Source organism: Streptomyces sp. WG7, from assembly GCF_049975785.1.
Lineage (GTDB): Bacteria > Actinomycetota > Actinomycetes > Streptomycetales > Streptomycetaceae > Streptomyces.
This window is the reverse complement of record NZ_JBNGGE010000008.1, coordinates 153,578-172,115: the sequence shown is the minus strand read 5'-3', so window position 1 is coordinate 172,115 and position 18,538 is coordinate 153,578. Positions and strand designations below refer to the sequence as shown.

Below are 18,538 nucleotides of genomic sequence, written 5' to 3'. Positions count from 1 at the left end.
TATGTCAAAACGGAGTGGGCACAGCCATGCCCGAAGACGAATACGTACGGCGATGCACTGGTCACTGCCGGCGCTCGCCGTATCGCTTCTGCTGACCGGCCTCCCGGCCATCACCCCGGACGCCCGCGCGGCCGGTGGCACCCTGCCCGAATTGCAGAAGCTCGTGAACGTGCCGGGCAAACCGGCCCGGAAGAGCTCCGGACCCGACCCGGTACCGAAGCGGACCTGGACCGGGTCCCCCTCGGTGATCTGGCCGAAGGCCGACTCGGCCGAGGTCCGGCTGGCGGCGGGCGGCGGCGCCGCCCCGCGCGTCCGTGCCGGCTCGCTGCCGGTCCGCCTCGCCGCCGCCTCCGGGGCGCGTACGGCCGCCGAACGACCCGTCACCGCTCGGGTCGAGGTCGCCGACCGCGCCGCGACCGACAAGGCCGGCGTCGACGGAGTGCTGCTGACGGTGCGGCGCACCGACCGGGCCCCGGAGGCCACGAAGGTGCGGGTGGAGCTCGACTACAAGGGCTTCCGCAACGCCTACGGCGGCGGCTGGGGATCCCGGCTGACGTTCACCGCGATGCCCGCCTGCGCGCTGACCACGCCGCAGAAGGCCGAGTGCCGGACCCGTACGCCGGTCGCCACCACCAACGACCCGGCGAAGGGCACCCTGACGGCCACCGTCCAGGCGCCCCCGGCCACGGCTTCCGGGACCTCGGCGCACAAGGCGTCGGCCGTGTCCGCGCGGGCCGCGACGGCGCCGGGTGCCGCGGGGGCCATGGTGCTGGCCGCCACAGCGGCGCCCAACGGTCCGTCCGGCGACTACCGCGCCACCTCCCTCAGCCCCTCCGGCTCCTGGCAGGCGGGCGGCTCCTCGGGCGACTTCACCTGGTCGTACCCGATGGAGATCCCGTCCTCGCTGGGCGGCCCCGGCCCGACCCTCGGGCTGAGCTACTCCTCCGCCAGCGTCGACGGCCGGTCCTCCGCGTCCTCGCAGCAGAGCAGCTGGGTGGGCGACGGCTGGGACACCGGCGCCAACTTCATCGAGCGCCAGTTCGTGCCGTGCTCCAACGACCGCAAGGAGGGCTCGGGGTACAACAACCCCAAGCACCCCACCGGTGACCTGTGCCAGGGCCCGCCGGTCGTCACCCTGTCGCTGGACGGCAGCTCCACGCAGCTCGTCCTCGACGACACGACGAAGAAGTGGGTCCCCCTCGGCGACGACGGCTCGCGCGTCGAACTCCTCAAGGGCGCCGTCAACGGCGACAAGGAGAAGGAGTACTGGCGCGTCACCAACGAAGAGGGCGTGCAGTACTACTTCGGCATGGACCGGCTGCCCGGCTGGGCCTCCGGCAAGGCGGAGACCAACTCCGCCTGGTCCGTGCCGGTGTACGGCAACCACCCCGGCGAGCCCTGTCACCAGACCGCTTACGCCGACTCCGTCTGCGACCAGGTCTACCGCTGGAACCTCGACTACGTCGTGGACCTGCGCGGCAACGCCATGACGTACTGGTACGCCAAGGAGCGCAACCACTACGGCTCCGACGTCACCCGCGAGGGCAAGTCCACCAACCGCGGCTACGACCGCGGTGGTTGGCTGAAGCGCATCTCCTACGGGCTGCGCAGCGACGACCTGTTCTCCGCCGCCCCGGCCCAGGTGGTCTTCGACGTCGCCGAACGCTGCGTCAAGACGGGCTCGTTCGACTGCGCCGAGGGCAAGCTCACCTCCGAGGCCGAGTGGGAGGTCACCCGCAACTGGCCCGACGTGCCCGCCGACCAGCTGTGTGCCGAGGGCAAGGAGTGCAAGGACCGCTACGCGCCCACGTTCTTCACCCGCAAGCGCCTGACCTCCATCACCACGGAGATCCTCAAGGACGGCAAGCACCAGCCGGTCGACACCTGGACCCTCACCCAGGACTTCAAGTCCACCGGTGACGGCGGCGTCGCGGGCGACTACCCGCTGTGGCTCGACGCCATCCGGCACACCGGCAAGAACGGCACGCCGGTCTCCCTGCCCCCGGTGACCTTCCAGGGCAAGCAGCTGCCCAACCGGGTCGACAACGACAGCGACGGCAACCCGCCGTTCCTGCGCTGGCGCGTGGAGACCATCCAGACCGAGACGGGCGCACGCATCGCGGTCGAGTACGCCGAGCCGGAGTGCTCCACCGAGACCGACCCCAAGAAGCTCCCGGCCGCGCCGCACACCAACACCATGCGGTGCTACCCGGTCGTCAACGAGGTCCCCGACCCCACCGACGAGACCGGTCTGAAGAAGAAGTACTTCACCGACTGGTTCCACAAGCACCGCGTCGACGAGGTCCGCGAGGAGGACAAGAACGGCACCTCGCCGACGAAGGTCACCACCTTCCAGTACATCGGTGATCCCGCCTGGTCCTACGACGACGACAGCGAGCTGCTCAGCGAGAAGGCGCGCACCTGGTCGCAGTGGCGCGGCTACGAGAAGGTGCGCACGCTCGTCGGCAGCGCACCGGACAAGCGCTCCCAGGTGGAGACGGTCTACTTCCGCGGCATGGACGGCGACAAGCTGCCCACCGGCAAGCGCGAGGTGAAGGTCAAGGACAGCGAGGGCGGCACGGTCGACGACCACAAGCTGTTCGCCGGCCAGATCCGCGAGACGCTCTACTACGACGGCGAGGGCGGTCCCCTGCGGTCCGCCACCCTCTACACCCCCTGGGTACGCGGCCCCACCGCCACCCGCGTGCGCACCGAGGGCGCCGAGCCGTTGCGGGCCTGGAGGACCGGCACCAGCAGGATCGCCTCCCGCACCGTCCTGTCGGACGACCGCGGCCAGCGCCGCACGGCCGTCGAGCACGCCTACGACAGCCGCGGCCGCCTGGACCACACCACGGACCGCGGCGACCTGTCCCGCGGCGACGACGACACCTGCACCCGCTACGAGTACGTCAACGACGCCGGCAAGCACGTGTACACGCCGCAGAAGCGCGTGGAGACGCTCACCAAGGCCTGCGATGCCAAGGACATCGCCCGCCCGGCGGACGTCGGCAGTGACAAGCTCATGACGTACGACGCGGTCTACAACGTCACCAAGGTCGAGTCCCTGGCCGACTACGAGGACGGCAAGCCGGTGTACCGGCTGGACGGCTCATCGGCCTTCGACCAGTACGGCCGCATCACCTCCACGACCGACGTCGACAACAACACCACACGCACGGCCTACGTTCCCGCGTCGGGCTCGCTGCCGGTCAAGACGGTCGTCACCAACCCCAAGGGCCACACCGACACCACCGAGCTGGACCCCGCACGCGGCCTGGCCCTCGCCAAGGAGGACACCAACAAGCGCCGTCAGGTACTGGAGTACGACGCGCTCGGCCGCCTGGTGAAGACCTGGTCGCCCGACCGCGACCCGGCCACCCAGACCCCGGACGCCGAGTTCGGCTACACCGTCACCCCGGACGCGCCCGTCGTCATCACGACCAAGAAGCTCCTCGAGCGCGGCGACTACCGGGTCACGTACGACATCTACGACGGGGCACTGCGCCTGCGTCAGACCCAGCAGCCGGCACTCGACGGCGGCCGGGTCATCACCGACACCTTCTACGACAGCCGCGGCCTGGTCTGGAAGGAGAACGGCGCGCACTTCAACTCCCAGGACGCGTCCCCCGAGTTGTGGTCCTCGGACGACAACAAGGTCCCGGCCTCCACCCGCACCGAGTACGACGGCCAGGGCCGCCCGGTCGCCACCATCGCCCGCAAGTTCGGCGAGGAGACCTGGCGCACCACCACCTCGTACGGCGGCGACTGGGTCGCGGTGGATCCGCCGAAGGGCGAGATCCCCACGATGTCCCTCGTCGACGCCCAGGGGCGCAAGACGGAGCTGCGCCAGTTCAAGGGGGAGGGCCCGTCGGGCGCGTACGACAGGACGACGTACACGTACGAGCGTCGCGGCATGCTGGAGTCCGTCAAGGACCAGGCCGGCAACACGTGGTCGTACAAGTACGACCTGCGTGGCCGTACGTACGAGTCGACGGACCCCGACAAGGGGATCACGAGAACCACGTACGACGACAGCGACCGCGTCCTGACCACCACGGACGGCCGTGACCCGGCGAAGACGATCGCGTACGAGTACGACACGCTGAGCCGTCCCGTCGCCACGTACGAGGGTTCCCTCAAGGGCCGCAAGCTCACCGAGCAGACCTACGACACCCTCCCGGGTGCGCTCGGCATGCCGGTCTCGACGATCCGCTTCGTCGACGGCAACGCCTACAAGCAGGAGGTCACGGGCTACGACGAGGAGTACCGTCCCCTCGGCTCGAAGATCACCATTCCGGAGTCCGAGGGCAAGCTCGCCGGCGAGTACGAGTACAGCAGCACGTACACCAAGACGACCGGCATGCCCCAGACGATGACGCAGCCCGCGGTCGCCGGCCTTGCCAGGGAACGGACGTCGCTCGGCTACAACGGCCTCGACATGGTCGACAGGATGGCCGTCGCGGGCAGGACGTTCGTGGCCGGGACGGAGTACACACCGCTCGGTGACGTCGTCCGGACCCGGGTCGGTCCGGCGGGCAAGCAGCTCATCACGAGCCGCGAGTTCGACGAGCAGACCCGCCGCCCGCTCCGTACGGTCTTCGACCAGGAAGTCGGCACGACGAGCACGGCCCGGATCAGCGACGTCCGCACGGCGTACGACGACTCCGGCAACATCCTGAAGATCACGGACGCCCAGGGCCCGAACCCGACGGCGGCCACGACGGACACGCAGTGCTTCGCGTACGACTACCTGCGCCGGATGACCCAGTCGTGGACGTCGGCGAAGGCCGACGACTGCGCGAACCCGGCGGCGGGCCCCTCGGCCGAGCCGCGGGTCGGCGGCCCGAACCCGTACTGGACGTCGTACACGTTCGACGCGGCCGGCAACCGGAAGACGGAGGTCCAGCACGACGTCACCGGTGACACCACCAAGGACGTCACCCGCGAGTACGAGTACGCCGAAGGCGGCTCCACCACCAGCAGGCTCCTGAAGGTCCGCACCAAGGGGCCCGAGGGCGAGCGCGAGGACTCCTTCGGTTACGACAAGGCCGGCAACACCACCCGCCGCACCGTGATGGGCACCACCCAGAACCTCGAGTGGGACGTCGAGGGCCACCTGGAGGAGGTGACCGAGGGCACCGGGGACGAGGCCAAGTCCACCTCGTACGTGTACGACGCGGGCGGCAACCGCCTCATCCGACGCGACCCGAACGGCACGACCCTGTACCTGCCGGGTACGGAGGTCCAGCTCGACAAGTCCGGCAACGTCGTCAAGGGCACGCGCCACTACCAGCACCCCGCCGGCCCGGCGATGGTACGCACCGCCGAGAACGGCAAGATCACCACCGCCTACCTCCTCTCCGACCACAACGGCACGGCGACCGTGGCCGTGGACGCCACGGCGGGCGCGGTGACGCGTCGCGCGTTCACCCCGTTCGGCGAGGTACGCGGCCAGAAGCCGTCGATGTGGCCGGGCGAGAAGGGCTTCGTCGGCGGCACGATGGACGAGTCCACCGGACTCACCCACCTCGGCGCACGGGAGTACGACCCGGCGATCGGACGGTTCATCTCGGTCGACCCGATGATGGACGTGGCCGAGTCGCAGACGATGAACCCGTACGCGTACGCCAACAACAGCCCGGTCACCTACAGCGACCCGTCCGGCCAGTTCTGGGGCTTCTTCAAAGCCATTCAGACGGCGGTCAAGGTGTACAAGAAGGCCTACGCCGTACTCACCGGCGGCACGCCTCCGGCCCCCTCCAAGCCGGTGCCCAGCGTCAGCAGGAAGGACGTGGAGCGGGCCAGGTGGCTGAAGAAGCAGTCCAAGATGGACATGGTCATGCACGTGGCCAAGGAGGCGGTGAAGGAGGCCAGCGGCTACAACGACATCGTCGACTGCCTCAACGGCGCCTTGGGTACCTGCGCCATGATCGCCCTCGAGGCCGCGGTCCCGTTCGCGGGCAAGGCCAAGCGCCTCCTGAAGGCCCTGGACAAGGCCTGGAGCGCCTACCGCAAGTGGGAGGACGAGGTCCGCTGGGCCACCGGCATCATCAGGCGGGCCGACGAGGACGCCAAGGCCATGGCCAAGTACACGGAGGACATGGCCGAATGGAAGAAGCAGGCTGACGCCGCCAAGGCCGCAAGAAAGGCGAAAGCCGAAGAAGCCGAAGCGACAGCCGCCAAGAAGGCCGACAGCAACGGCGACGGCGGTGGCGGCGACGGAACCCAGTCCGCCGGCGAGTCCTGCCGGGTGAACAGCTTCACGCCCGAGACTCCGGTCCTGACGGCCGACGGGACCAAGAAGCCCATCAAGGACGTCAAGCCCGGCGACAAGGTGGTGGCCACGGACCCGGAGACCGGCAAGACGGCGGTCAAGGAGGTCACGGCCCTCATCATCGGCAAGGGCGCGAAGAACCTCGTCGAGATCACCATCGACACCGACGGTGAGAAGGGCAAGAAGACCGCCAAGACCACGGCCACCGACGGCCACCCGTTCTGGGTGCCCGGACTGCGCGAGTGGATCGACGCCACCGACCTGCAGTCCGGCGACTGGCTGAAGACGAGCGCGGGCACCCACGTCCAGATCAGCGCCGTCACACGCTGGACCCAGCAGGCCACGGTCTACAACCTGACCGTCGCCGATATCCACACGTACTATGTGCTGGCAGGGGCCACGCCGGTACTCGTTCACAATTGCAACACCACCGTGGGTCGATGGATGTCGGAAGATGAGTATCAAGCGATGAGCGACACGGGAAAGGTGCAAGCGGGAAGTGGCGGAACTTCCACGTACGTAGCGCATCCCGCTAACTCTGATGCCTACCGCAAGCAGGCTGCGCCAGGGTCAATCTACGCGGAGTTCGATGTGCCGTGTTCCTGCCTGAAGCCTGCTGGTGAACCCGGGTGGGCTCAGATACCCGGACCGCAGCATCCGATTTACGCGAAACTCAATGCCAAGCGTGGACTTCCGCCGCCGGAAATGCCTTCATTCGAGAACCTCAGGATTGTAGACAGAAAATGAATGAAACTCTGCCCGACCTGCTCAGGGTGAGAATCCATGAGTCTCGTCCGCGGTTGGAAGGAGCAGGAATTGCGCTTGAGGTGTTCGATTCCGCAGAACATACGGAGAAGAAGTCCTTCGGGGTCTATGTGGAGAAAGAGGGGAGGGGGTCCTACCTGACGGTCTGGAATTCAGGCGAGGTTCAGGTGTCGACTATCGACTATGAGGTCGACCCTTCTCCCTGCGAGAAGTACTTGTCCGACGTGCATCCCGACCAGTTGAGGGCAGAGTTCGAGAAGCTGGTTGATTGGGTCTCTGGGAGCAGCGGCCAGAGCTGAATCAGTCCGGTTTCGATCACGGTCGAGCGCGTGATGGCATACGTGAAGCCCCGCCCATCTCGGCGGGGCTTCTGCGTGGTGGTGACGGCAGTAGTTGACGGCAACGTCAGCGGACGCGAGCTACGCAGGGTGGCGGTTCATCGCCGTTGGATCGCGCCGTCTCGGTGTCCTCCTGGCTGCCGAGCGCGGTGCTGAGGGGGTCGATGGCGTCTCGTTGGAGTCGGAGTCGGAGTCGGACGTGGGCGTAGACGGTGGCGGTGACGCCGATGTGTGCGTGGCCGAGGAGCTCCTTGATGACGACGAGTTCGACGCCCTGTTCCAGGAGGAGGGTTGCGGTCGAATGGCGGAGGTCGTGGAAGCGGATGCGGCGGAGGCCGGCCTTACGGAGGAGCGTGGTGAAGGTGCGGGTGAGGTTGGTTGGGTCGATCGGCCTGCCCTGCGGCGTGGTGAACACGTGCCCGGCCGATCACGGCCACTGTCAACCATCAGCTGGGACCGAAGTGTCAAGCATCTACCGGGACCGGACAAATGCAGCACAGGGTGAGCTGTTCAGAGTTTCTTTACTTGATCAAGGGCGTCCCGCTGACGCGGGTCGCCGCGCGGCGGCGGTCGGTGACCGCCGCCCGCTCCTGTCTGCCGCCCCGCTGGCGACGGCCGCCGACCACTCGGCGCGCAGAGCTCGTGAGCGTAAGCCGCACCGCCAATCGGGAGCCCCGGTCCGACCGCTCAGCAGCAGACTGGCTGGGCACCTGAGAGGCTGCCCGGCGGGCTTGCGCCGTCCCGGACGCCCATGGTTGCTGCCTGGCTGAGGGTCGTGACGATGGAGACAACGGGGCTGATGCCGGTGCGGGGTTGAGCGAAACACACGTGGCGGGTGATCGGTCGGCGCGCTCGCCGTCGTGGCTGACTTTCTGTGGCTGAGGCCAAAGCCTCATGACCATGGGCCCGGCACGTACGTGAGGGCCCGTCCCTGCCGGGGCTGACGAGGAGGGGGAGCCTCGATCGGCTGCGCCCGGCAGGGACGGGAGTCGGGTGGGTCAGCGCGGTGCGGCGCTTGGGCGAGCGAGGCGGGTCACGTCTGGCGCAAGGTCCGCCACGGGCGGGTGATGATCTCCCGGTAGGTGTGGTGGGAGGGGTTTTGGCCGCAGTGCCGCAGCACCCAGTCCTGCGGTTCGGCGAAGTCCTCGCTTGTCGGTGAGGTCTCTCCGTCCACGGCGCACTGCATCGCGTACAGGACTGGCTCCGCATCCGGCTCGCGGTCGGGCTGGAGAGTCCAGGTTTCGTAGCGCAGGACCGAGCGAGGGGTCACCGTCCCCACCTCCGGTTGGCCACGGCCACCTTCGCGCTCAACTCCTCCGTCGGAGTCGGCGCACGTACGTCCTCGGGAGGCACGTCCCACTCCCGGCCACCGCGCGGTGGCCGAAGCTGCACGTACGGCCCCACATGCTCCATCACCACGCCCACCTTGCCGTTCCGTCGGTCGACCACCAGGGCGCCGACATCGGGCGAGACGGTGTGCCCGTCGGTATCAGGGGGGCCGTCATCGTGACCACCCCGGCGAGGCGGTGCGCGACCGGGCGTCCAGTCGCAGGGCGGGAACACATGGGGTGGTGCTCTTTCGCACGGTGACGCTCCTAGGCGGCGTGGATGCATGTCCCTGGGCCCGTCGGTCCGCAGGGTCGGCACCGATCCTCACGCCGGTCACCGGGACGAAGGAACCTCCACCAAACCCCACTTAGGGACGTCCCGCACCATGTAGAACGTCCCTGGTGCCGTCCTGAGACGAAGGGGGAGACTCATGCCGAACGAGAGACTACGAGCCGTCATGGCAGCCGGAGGCTGGACCTACGCGGCCCTTGCCCAGGAAGTTGAGATCGATCCCAAGTCGGTCGAGCGCTGGGTGAACCTCGGGCGCACCCCACGCCGTACCACAGCCCTCCAGGCGGCCAAGGCCCTGGGAGAAGACGTGCACGCACTCTGGCCGGCACTCCGCCAAGCACGCCCCGCCCGCGCCATCAGCCCCGAACTGGTCGCGCTCTACGAGCAGCGGGCCGACATCCCCGTCTCGGCGTTCAGCGACCTGATGGCCCAGGCCCGGGAACGGATCGACATCCTCGTCTACGCGGCCGTATTCCTCCACGAGGCTTACCCGCGGCTGAACGAACTCCTCACCGAACGCGCCGCCGAAGGCTGCACCGTCCGCATCGCGATCGGAGACGCTGACAGCGACAACGTCCAAGCCCGCGGCAAGGAGGAGCGGTTCGGCCACGGCATCGAATCCCGCTGCCGCCTCGCACTCATGCACTACAGGCCACTCGTCGGCACCCCCGGCATCGACGTCCGCACCCACGGCACCACGCTCTACAACTCCCTCTACCGCGCCGACGACCAGCAACTCGTCAACGCCCACGTCTGGGGCGTCAACGCCTACGCCGCCCCCGTGTGGCATCTTCACCGACACGAGACAGGCGGCATGTTCGACACCTACGCCGAGAGCTTCGACGCGGTGTGGGCGACGGCAACGCCCGTACGAGAGGAAGGCTGACCGTGGCCCGCACCGAGTACTACGACGACCCCACCGCCCCCAAGCCGAACAGCATGGTCGTCGCCGCATCCGCCGTCGTCACCGACGACCACGGCCGCATCCTCCTCCAGCGCCGCCGCGACAACGACCTATGGGCGCTGCCCGGCGGCGGCATGGACCTCACCGACTCCCTGCCCGGCACAGCCGTCCGCGAAGTCAAGGAAGAGACCGGCCTCGACGTCGAGATCACCGACCTGGTCGGCACCTACACCGACCCGAAACACATCATCGCCTACACCGACGGCGAGGTCCGCCGCCAATTCAACGTCTGCTTCACCGCCCGCATCACCGGCGGCCAACTGGAGATCTCCGACGAGTCCACCGAACTCCGATTCGTGCCGCTGGAAGAAATCGAGCAGTTGCCGATGCACCACACCCAACGACTCAGGCTCCAGCACTTCCTGGAACACCGCGAGAAGCCGTACCTGGGCTGAACCGCCTGACGGCAGTAGCGACGGCAACACCCACGGATTCCCCCGCACAGCCACGGACACCAGCGGAACCCGAAACCGCCGCTGATCTGCGAATACGCAGATAGAGAGGGGTCGCGTAGCACACGTATTATGTGCTGGCGGGGGCTGCGCCGGTCCTGGTCCACGATTGCGGCCCCAGTGGTGACGACCTACACAAGAGTGCAACCGAACCGCTCAATGGCAAAAAGAAGGGCCCCTATGGAGCCGAGCGCACATAAATGAAACCCGCCAGGCCCAAGAAGGAAAACCCACGGCCTGACTCAACGCTTATTGACCTCAGTTCCGGTGCGGACATCAAATACATCTCTCACGCCCTGATCGAGGACCTTCTGACGAACTCTCGTTCGGCCGTTCGATCCTACAATCACTCGGACCACGGCGACGTGATCGAATTTCACCTCCCCGACGCGGGGGCCCGGTGGGGGGGGGGGGCATCCGGAAACTTCATCGGGTTCCTCGACCAACCGAATATGAAGCGCGGAAAGTCATGACTCTAGAGGATCCCGAAGAAACGCTAAGACGCCTCGAAAATGAGGTCGGTGGCATGGTCGAAGTTTGGGTTCTTCGTGCCGATTTCGATGCCTGGAATGCAGCCGTGGAGGCCTTGCAGGCTAAGGGGTATCGCATCGAATTCACCCACGGCGGAGCCTCGGTAGGAGGGCCGCTCACGGCGGAAATGTTTAGCGATGGCGGTGAGCAAGGTGACGCGTATGAGATGTACGTAGACGTTGGCACCGGGCGCTGGTGGACGGGAATTTTCTCCACGGAACTGATTGACTTCCAGGGGCGCCCGGAGTGGATCGCGTCGATGCGTGAACTCGCTGAAATTTCCGATTTCATGCAGATTCTAGCCGACGCAACCAAAAAAGAGACGATCTTCATCCCGGAGTCGTTGGATGGGAATGTGAGACGCTACATGATTCGCAATCCGAAGGATTAGTGACTGAAATGTGGCCTGTCTCGGCGCAAAAGCTGCGCGGTGGTAGTCGAAACCGGATGCCACACGGGCGCTCGATCTCCCGTCTCATCACATCAGCAGGTCCGGCATCACTGCGGGAATAGAGCAGTGCCGACCGTCATAGCTTGAAAGCGTCCCAGCGGCCTCCGGATGTGTTTCTGGAGGGGCCGCTGGGGTGTCTGACGGCAGCAGTTGACGGCAACGCGCACGAATCTGGGTGCCTGGAACGACGGTAGGCCGTCGCTGTCCGGCTTGCCTGTGACACGCGTGACGGACTCCTTTCCGCGGTGCACTGAGGGGAGGGCATCTCCGGGTTTGACCTGCTGGCTTGTGTTCCTTGAAGGCATGGAGGCATTCGGTCGGGAGGGCGATGCGGCGTGCGGATGTTGGGGTTTCGGTGGGCAGGTGGGTGAGGCCGCCGCTTCGGGTGCGCTGAAGCGAGCGCCGGATGCTGGCCGTTCCGGTGGTGAGGCCGAGGTCTTCTCAGTGGAGGCCGAGGAGTTCGCCCTTGTGGAGGTCGGTGACGTTGCGGGCCACGTTCCGGAGGCGGGGGAGTCGGTGGTGACGCCGGCGTGACGGCTCGGGCATTCTTCTCCGGCTGTCACGCTTGGTTACTATGCTCACTTCATGCCGGCGGCTGGAAGTAAGGGCCGCAGTGTCATCGACGGACTGCCGGGGAGACGAGGGGACGAGCGTGTCGGTCGGAACTCCCCGAGTTCTCCCCTGCTTTGAGGTCAACGAGCGACGGGACCTTCGGAAATGTTGAAAGAGGTCGTCGCGACCCGCTACATCACGCCCCTGCGTGAGGGCGGTTCGCTGCCGGGACTCGTCGAGGCCGACGACCTCGGGACGTACGTCCTGAAGTTCACCGGCGCGGGGCAGGGCCGCAAGACGCTCGTCGCCGAGGTGGTCTGCGGCGAACTCGCCCGCCGCCTGGGCTTCCGGGTGCCGCGCCTTGCCACGGTCGACCTCGACCCGGTGCTCGGGCTCGGTGAGCCCGACCAGCAGGTGCAGGAACTGCTCAAGGCGAGCGGCGGCACCAACCTCGGCATGGACTTTCTCTCCGGCGCGCTCGGCTTCGACCCGCTCGCCTTCGAGGTGAGCCCCGAGGAGGCGGGCCGGATCGTCTGGTTCGACGCGCTGGTGAACAACGTCGACCGGTCCTGGCGCAACCCCAACCTGCTGCGCTGGCGGGGCGAGGTGTGGCTCATCGACCACGGCGCGACTATGATCTGGCACCACAACTGGCCGGGTGCCGAGGCCTCGGCCGCCCGGCCGTACGACGCCTCCGACCACGCTCTGGCGCGCTTCGCGCCGGACGTCCGTTCCGCCGCCGCCGCGCTCGCGCCCCTGGTCACCGAGGAACTCCTCGCCGAGGTCACCGCCGCGATCCCGGACGTCTGGCTGCTGGACGAACCCGGCTTCGCCACACCGGACGACCTGCGACGCGCCTACGCCGAGCCTCTGCTCGCGCGGGCCGCCACCATCCACGAACGCGTCGAGGGGAACCGGTGAACGACCGCCACGTCTTCGAGTACGCGCTGCTGCGCGTCGTGCCCCGTGTAGAGCGCGGGGAGTGCGTCAACGCCGGGGTGCTCGTGTACTGCCGGGGCAAGTCCTACGTCGGCGCCCGCACTCACCTCGACGAGACCAGGCTCCTCGCCCTCGATCCGGACGTCGACCTGCCCGGCGTACGCGCCGCACTGCGTGCCGTCGAGGCGGTGTGCACCGGCGGGAGCGCGGCGGGGCAGGCGGCCGGTGACGACCCCGGCCGCCGCTTCCGCTGGCTGATCGCCCCCCGCTCCACGATCGTCCAGCCCGGCCCCGTCCACACCGGTCTCACGACCGACCCGGCGGCCGAGGCCGAACGGCTCCTCGACCTGCTGGTGCGGTAGGGCCTGCCCGGCCGGTCGGGTACGTGCCTGGCGAAATCTGCACTCAGGTGTGCCGGCGGCGCCTGATCACCCAGCCCGCGGCGAGCGTGGCGCCGGTCACGAAACTCAGGCCGATGCCGATGTCCCAGTCGCTCGGCCCGGAGCCCGAGGCGCCACCCAGTCCGCCCTGCGTGCCGAGCGTCGGTGTCACGGCGGGGGAGGTCGCGGGCGCCGGGGCCGGCGTCGTGCTTGCCGGACGGCTCAAGGAGGTGGCGGAGATCGTCGGGACCTGCGCCCGCCGCGGTGGCGCCGCGCCTGCCGTGCCGTCGTCCGCGCCGTCGTCCGCCTCCCGCATCCCACCGATCCCGCCCTGGTCGCCCTGGTCGAAATGCCCCTGGTCAAAACGCCCCTGATCGAAACGCTCTTGCTCGGAATGCCCCTGGTAGTCGGATTGGCCCGGGTCGAATCGCCCCTGGTCGAATTGGCCCTGCTCGGGCCCGCCCTGGTCGAATCGCCCCTGGTCGGGCCCCTCCTGGTCGAACTGGCCCTGCTCGGGCCGGCCCTGATCGGGGCGTTCCTGCTCGGGTCGGCCCTCGTCGGGTCGGCCCTCGTCGGGTCGGCCCTGGTCGGACTGCTGCTGGTCCAGTCCGTCCTCGATGGGTGGGCCGTCGTCGAATCGGCCCTCGTCGCGTGGGTCTTCCTGGAGTGCCTCCGGGCAGTACGGGTCCGGGTCGCCCGGCTCGCTGTCCAGTCCGGCCTGGACCGTTTCCTGGTAGGTGTAGCTCCGGCAGTCCAGGTCCGAGTCCAGGTCCTGAGCATGTGCGGGGATGGCCAGCGGCACGATCGCGGCGATCGCGACGGCTATGCCTGCTGCACCGGTGTGACGGCGCATGGACGCCTCCTTTCCGGCCACGAGTGGCTCGCGCTTCGACGCTAGGGCTCCGGCGGTGCGGGGGCCCGCAGCGGTGGGCCGATCGGGCGACCGGAACGGGGGCGTCGGCTCCGGGAGCCAGGTAATGGATCACACCGGCCCGGTGTCCCGTTGACACCGGGTGTCAGGGCTTCTAGCGTCACGTCTGCGGAAGGTACTAAGCGGTCGCTCACCCAGAGCACGCCGCGACGCTCCGCACGGGCCGCATCCCCAGGACGAGGAGAAGCAGCAATGTCCACCACTGAGCAGCGGGTCGCCGTAGTCACCGGAGCCGCGCGCGGCATCGGTGCCGCCACCGCCGTACGACTGGCGGCCGAGGGCCGCGCCGTCGCCGTCCTCGACCTCGACGAGGCCGCCTGCAAGGACACCGTCGAGAAGATCACCGCGGCCGGCGGCACGGCGATCGCGGTCGGTTGCGACGTCTCCGACGAGGCGCAGGTCGAGGCGGCCGTGGCGCGGATCGCGGAGGAGCTGGGCGCGCCGGTGATCCTCGTCAACAACGCGGGCGTGCTGCGCGACAACCTGCTGTTCAAGATGAGTGCCTCCGACTGGGACACCGTCATGAACGTGCACCTGCGCGGCGCCTTCCTGATGTCCAAGGCCTGCCAGAAGCACATGGTGGACGCCGGCTTCGGCCGTATCGTCAACCTGTCCTCCTCCTCCGCGCTCGGCAACCGCGGGCAGGTCAACTACTCCGCTGCCAAGGCCGGTCTGCAGGGCTTCACCAAGACGCTCGCCAAGGAGCTCGGCAAGTTCGGCGTCACCGCCAACTCCGTCGCCCCCGGCTTCATCGCCACCGAGATGACCAAGGCCACCGCCGACCGCGTCGGCATGGGCTTCGACGACTTCAAGGCCGCCGCCGCCACCCAGATCCCGGTGGCGCGCGTCGGCGAGCCCGAGGACATCGCCAACGCCATCGCCTTCTTCACCGGCGAGGCGGCGGGCTTCGTCTCCGGCCAGGTGCTGTACGTGGCCGGCGGACCGCTCGACTAGGGAACACGGAGACCACGGAACACGGAGACTAGGGAACACTGGGACTAGGGATCACTGACATGACTGAACTCCCCGGACTCTCCGGCAAGGTCGCGCTCATCACGGGCGCCAGCCGCGGTATCGGATACGGCGTCGCCGAGGCGCTCGTCGCGCGCGGCGACCGGGTCTGCATCACCGGCCGCAACGAGGACGCCCTGAAGGAGGCCGTCGACAAGCTCGGCCCGGACCGGGTCATCGGCGTCGCCGGAAAGGCGCACGACGAGGCCCACCAGGCCGTCGCCGTCGAGCGCACGATGGAGGCCTTCGGCCGCGTCGACTTCCTGGTCAACAACGCCGGCACCAACCCGGTGTTCGGCCCGATCGCCGACCTCGACCTGAACGTCGCGCGCAAGGTCTTCGAGACCAACGTGATCTCGGCGCTCGGCTTCGCCCAGCGCACCTGGCACGCCTGGCAGAAGGACAACGGCGGCGCGATCGTCAACATCGCCTCCGTCGCGGGCCTGTCGCCCTCGCCCTTCATCGCCGCGTACGGCGTCAGCAAGGCCGCGCTGATCAACCTCACCGCGCAGCTGGCGCACGAGTTCGCGCCCGGGGTGCGGGTCAACGCCATCGCCCCGGCCGTCGTGAAGACCAAGTTCGCCGCCGCCCTGTACGAGGGCCGCGAGGAGGAGGCCGCCGCGGGCTACCCGCTGGGCCGGCTCGGCGTGCCCTCCGACATCGGGGGCGCCGCCGCGTTCCTCACCTCGGAGCAGTCCGGCTGGGTCACCGGTCAGACGCTCGTGGTCGACGGCGGCATCTTCCTGAACGCCGGCGTGGCCTGATACCGGCCGTCGCCGACCCCTCGAGATCGATCCCGGACACGGGCGCCGCTGACGGAAACGGCGCCCGTGTCCGCGTTTCGAGACCACGGGGCGGTGACAACGTAGTCATCGCCAGATGATCAAAACCCCTGTTCAGAAGGGGGTTCAGGTGGCGTGGCGCTGCGGTATGGTCTGCCGACCCTTGGTACGGCGGATCGAGGAGCGTGCGCGTGTTCAACCGGAACCGAGGCCTGCGCCGAGTGGCGGCCATCGTGTCCATGTCGGCGCTGGTCACCGGATGCGGCATCCTGTCGTCCGACAGTTCCGAGGACGAGGGACCGATCGTCGTGGGGACGACCAGTGCCCCCAGCACGCTGGATCCGGCCGCCTCCTGGGACGGTTCGTGGGAGCTGTTCCGCAACATCTACCAGACGCTGCTCAGCTACCCCAACGGTGCGACCGCGCCCGAGCCCGACGCCGCCGAGGAGTGCGCCTTCACCGACTCCACGAACCAGGTGTACCGCTGTGAGCTGCGCGAGGGCCTGACCTTCTCCAACGGGGACCGGCTGGACGCCCGGGCCGTCAAGCACTCGATCGACCGGATCAAGGACATCGACGTCAACGGCGGTCCCGCCGGTCTGCTGGGCAGCCTCGAACGGGTCCAGGCGCCGAGCGAGCGGGAAGTGGTCTTCCACCTCAACAAGCCCGACGCCACCTTCCCGTTCGTGCTCGCCACCCCCGCCATGTCGATCGTCGAACCCGGCGGCTACCCGGCCGACGCCCTGCGCGAGGACGGCAAGGTCGTCGGCTCCGGCCCGTACACACTCGAGTCGTACGAGGAGGGCGAGCGGGCCGAACTCGTCCGCAACGACCGCTACAAGGGGTTCGCCGAGCGCCACAACGACGCGGTGACCGTCCGCTACTTCAAGGACTCCGACGGCATGGTGGAGGCGCTGCGCGGAGGGGAGATCCAGGTCACCTACCGCGGTCTCGCGGCCGACGACGTCATCACGCTGCAGGGCGGGACCGGCAAGGAGGAGGACCTCCAGCTGGTCGAGGGCAGCGGTACGGAGATCCGTTACCTCGTCTTCAACCCCGAGGACCCGTGGGCGGGCCGGAAGGAAGTGCGCCGGGCCGTCGCCCAGGTGATCGACCGGGCGGCCATCGCCCACACGATCTACCAGGACACCGTCGATCCGCTGTACTCGATGGTCCCCAAGGGCCTCACCGGCCACACCACGGGCTTCTTCGACGACTACGGCGACCCCAGCGTCGCCAAGGCCCGGAAGATGCTCACCGACGCCGGCATCACCGAGCCCGTGCCGCTCACCCTCTGGTACACCAGTGACCGCTACGGCTCCGAGACGGCACGGGAGTTCAAGGAGATCAAGCGCCAGCTCGACGCCTCCGGCCTGTTCACGGTCACCCTCGAGAGCCGCCCGTGGAAGACGTACGTCGCGGGCTACCAGGAGGGCCAGTACCCGGTGTTCGGCCGCGGCTGGTCCCCCGACTTCCCGGACGCGGAGAACTTCATCGCGCCCTTCGTCGGCAAGCAGAACGCGCTCGGCACGCCCTATGCCGCACCGGAGATCACCGGTGAGCTGCTGCCGCGCTCACGCCGGGAGAGCGACCGTGCCAACGTGGAGAAGGACTTCGAGCGGGCCCAGCAGATACTCGTGGACGACGCGCGGCTGCTGCCGCTGTGGCAGGGCAAGCAGTACGTGGCCGTCAGCACGGACATCTCGGGCGCGGAGCGGGCCATGGACCCCTCGACGATCATGATGATGTGGCAGCTGCACCGGAAGACGAGCTGGTAGACGCTGGTCGGCGCGCCCGTTGTCAGTGGTCGCCGGTAGGTTCTGGGGAGTGGAAGCGACCGCACAGTGTAAGGAAGTCGACGTGACCGACATCGCCATGCTGCCCGAGTCCTGGCGCGAGGTGCTGGGCGGCGAACTGCAGAAGCCCTACTTCAAGGAGCTGACGGAGTTCGTCGAGGAGGAGCGGGCGAACGGCCCCGTCTACCCCCCGCGCGAGGAGGTCTTCGCAGCGCTGGAGGCCACGCCGTACGACCAGGTGAAGGTGCTGGTCCTCGGGCAGGACCCGTACCACGGCGAGGGCCAGGGCCACGGGCTGTGCTTCTCGGTCCGGCCGGGCGTGAAGGTGCCGCCGTCCCTGCGGAACATCTACAAGGAGATGCACGCGGAGCTGGACACCCCGATCCCGGACAACGGCTACCTGATGCCGTGGGCGAAGCAGGGCGTCCTGCTGCTCAACGCGGTGCTCACGGTCCGGGCCGGCGAGGCGAACTCGCACAAGGCCCGGGGCTGGGAGCTGTTCACCGACGCGGTGATCCGCGCGGTGGCCGGCCGGACCGACCCGGCGGTGTTCGTGCTGTGGGGCAACTACGCGCAGAAGAAGCTGCCGCTGATCGACGAGACGCGGCACGTGGTCGTCAAGGGTGCGCACCCCTCGCCGCTGTCGGCGAAGAAGTTCTTCGGCTCCCGCCCGTTCACGCAGATCAACGAGGCGGTCGCGGGGCAGGGCCACGAGCCCATCGACTGGACCATCCCCGATCTGGGCTGACCCC

14 protein-coding genes and 1 pseudogene are annotated in these 18,538 nt (G+C 68.3%); 11 read left to right on the top strand and 4 right to left on the bottom strand.

The window, feature by feature from the left end; translation table 11 throughout:
• The first annotated feature begins 52 nt into the window (after window positions 1–52).
• Complete coding sequence (locus ACP4J0_RS11960) at window positions 53–7,021, top strand: polymorphic toxin-type HINT domain-containing protein (RefSeq protein WP_426598614.1); 6,969 nt, start codon at window positions 53–55, stop codon at window positions 7,019–7,021.
• Window positions 7,018–7,338, top strand: a complete 321-nt coding sequence (locus ACP4J0_RS11955) for a hypothetical protein (protein ID WP_426598613.1) — start codon at window positions 7,018–7,020, stop codon at window positions 7,336–7,338. Before ACP4J0_RS11960 ends, ACP4J0_RS11955 begins: the two co-directional genes overlap by 4 nt.
• A 106-nt stretch (window positions 7,339–7,444) precedes the next feature.
• Here the strand turns inward: ACP4J0_RS11955 and ACP4J0_RS11950 are convergent.
• The 3 genes and pseudogenes from ACP4J0_RS11950 to ACP4J0_RS11940 all read right to left on the bottom strand — a co-directional run.
• A pseudogene (locus tag ACP4J0_RS11950) lies at window positions 7,445–7,801 on the bottom strand (tyrosine-type recombinase/integrase); the annotation flags it as partial.
• A gap of 609 nt (window positions 7,802–8,410) precedes the next feature.
• Window positions 8,411–8,656, bottom strand: coding sequence for a hypothetical protein (locus ACP4J0_RS11945; protein WP_426598612.1), 246 nt, complete (start codon window positions 8,654–8,656; stop codon window positions 8,411–8,413).
• A complete protein-coding gene (locus ACP4J0_RS11940) occupies window positions 8,644–8,829 on the bottom strand; it encodes a hypothetical protein (protein ID WP_426598658.1) in 186 nt (61 codons plus the stop codon). The genes ACP4J0_RS11945 and ACP4J0_RS11940 overlap by 13 nt, the downstream gene beginning before the upstream one ends.
• Before the next feature lie 307 nt (window positions 8,830–9,136).
• Here ACP4J0_RS11940 and ACP4J0_RS11935 point away from each other — a divergent pair, with 307 nt between their 5' ends.
• The 5 genes from ACP4J0_RS11935 (at window position 9,137) to ACP4J0_RS11915 (ending at window position 13,248) form a co-directional block, all read left to right on the top strand.
• Window positions 9,137–9,883 carry a helix-turn-helix transcriptional regulator gene (locus ACP4J0_RS11935; RefSeq protein WP_426598611.1) on the top strand — a complete coding sequence of 249 codons (747 nt, stop codon included), beginning with the start codon at window positions 9,137–9,139 and terminating at the stop codon, window positions 9,881–9,883.
• Between the two features lie 2 nt (window positions 9,884–9,885).
• A complete protein-coding gene (locus ACP4J0_RS11930) occupies window positions 9,886–10,356 on the top strand; it encodes an NUDIX domain-containing protein (protein ID WP_426598610.1) in 471 nt (156 codons plus the stop codon).
• 526 nt (window positions 10,357–10,882) lie between these two features.
• On the top strand, window positions 10,883–11,335 hold the full coding sequence (locus ACP4J0_RS11925; RefSeq protein WP_426598609.1) for a hypothetical protein: 453 nt from the start codon (window positions 10,883–10,885) through the stop codon (window positions 11,333–11,335).
• 777 nt (window positions 11,336–12,112) lie between these two features.
• Window positions 12,113–12,868 carry a HipA family kinase gene (locus ACP4J0_RS11920; protein WP_426598608.1) on the top strand — a complete coding sequence of 252 codons (756 nt, stop codon included), beginning with the start codon at window positions 12,113–12,115 and terminating at the stop codon, window positions 12,866–12,868.
• Entirely contained in the window at window positions 12,865–13,248 is a 384-nt protein-coding gene (locus ACP4J0_RS11915; RefSeq protein ID WP_426598607.1) for a DUF3037 domain-containing protein, read from the top strand. Before ACP4J0_RS11920 ends, ACP4J0_RS11915 begins: the two co-directional genes overlap by 4 nt.
• A gap of 43 nt (window positions 13,249–13,291) precedes the next feature.
• Here ACP4J0_RS11915 and ACP4J0_RS11910 read toward each other — a convergent pair whose 3' ends face one another.
• A complete protein-coding gene (locus tag ACP4J0_RS11910) occupies window positions 13,292–14,119 on the bottom strand; it encodes a hypothetical protein (protein ID WP_426598606.1) in 828 nt (275 codons plus the stop codon).
• A gap of 270 nt (window positions 14,120–14,389) precedes the next feature.
• On the opposite strand from ACP4J0_RS11910, the gene fabG reads away from it, so the two are divergent.
• The 4 genes from fabG (at window position 14,390) to ung (ending at window position 18,534) form a co-directional block, all read left to right on the top strand.
• The gene (gene fabG / locus ACP4J0_RS11905; RefSeq protein WP_426598605.1) at window positions 14,390–15,151 is read left to right on the top strand and encodes a 3-oxoacyl-ACP reductase FabG; all 762 of its coding nucleotides are present in this window, start codon (window positions 14,390–14,392) and stop codon (window positions 15,149–15,151) included.
• Between the two features lie 59 nt (window positions 15,152–15,210).
• Window positions 15,211–15,972 (top strand): SDR family oxidoreductase, encoded by a 762-nt coding sequence (locus ACP4J0_RS11900; protein ID WP_426598604.1) that lies wholly within the window; start codon window positions 15,211–15,213, stop codon window positions 15,970–15,972.
• Between the two features lie 209 nt (window positions 15,973–16,181).
• Window positions 16,182–17,768 (top strand): ABC transporter substrate-binding protein, encoded by a 1,587-nt coding sequence (locus ACP4J0_RS11895; protein ID WP_426598603.1) that lies wholly within the window; start codon window positions 16,182–16,184, stop codon window positions 17,766–17,768.
• A gap of 82 nt (window positions 17,769–17,850) precedes the next feature.
• Entirely contained in the window at window positions 17,851–18,534 is a 684-nt protein-coding gene (ung, locus tag ACP4J0_RS11890; protein WP_426598602.1) for a uracil-DNA glycosylase, read from the top strand.
• The last annotated feature ends 4 nt before the right edge of the window (window positions 18,535–18,538 follow it).

Excerpts from the sequence above, each read along its gene's own strand:
- ACP4J0_RS11960 (WP_426598614.1), top strand. The coding sequence starts at position 53 with ATGCACTGGTCACTGCCGGCGCTCGCCGTATCGCTTCTGCTGACCGGC.
- ACP4J0_RS11955 (WP_426598613.1), top strand. The coding sequence starts at position 7,018 with ATGAATGAAACTCTGCCCGACCTGCTCAGGGTGAGAATCCATGAGTCT.
- ACP4J0_RS11935 (WP_426598611.1), top strand. The coding sequence starts at position 9,137 with ATGCCGAACGAGAGACTACGAGCCGTCATGGCAGCCGGAGGCTGGACC.
- ACP4J0_RS11925 (WP_426598609.1), top strand. The coding sequence starts at position 10,883 with ATGACTCTAGAGGATCCCGAAGAAACGCTAAGACGCCTCGAAAATGAG.
- ACP4J0_RS11920 (WP_426598608.1), top strand. The coding sequence starts at position 12,113 with ATGTTGAAAGAGGTCGTCGCGACCCGCTACATCACGCCCCTGCGTGAG.
- ACP4J0_RS11910 (WP_426598606.1), bottom strand. The coding sequence starts at position 14,119 with ATGCGCCGTCACACCGGTGCAGCAGGCATAGCCGTCGCGATCGCCGCG.
- fabG (WP_426598605.1), top strand. The coding sequence starts at position 14,390 with ATGTCCACCACTGAGCAGCGGGTCGCCGTAGTCACCGGAGCCGCGCGC.
- ACP4J0_RS11900 (WP_426598604.1), top strand. The coding sequence starts at position 15,211 with ATGACTGAACTCCCCGGACTCTCCGGCAAGGTCGCGCTCATCACGGGC.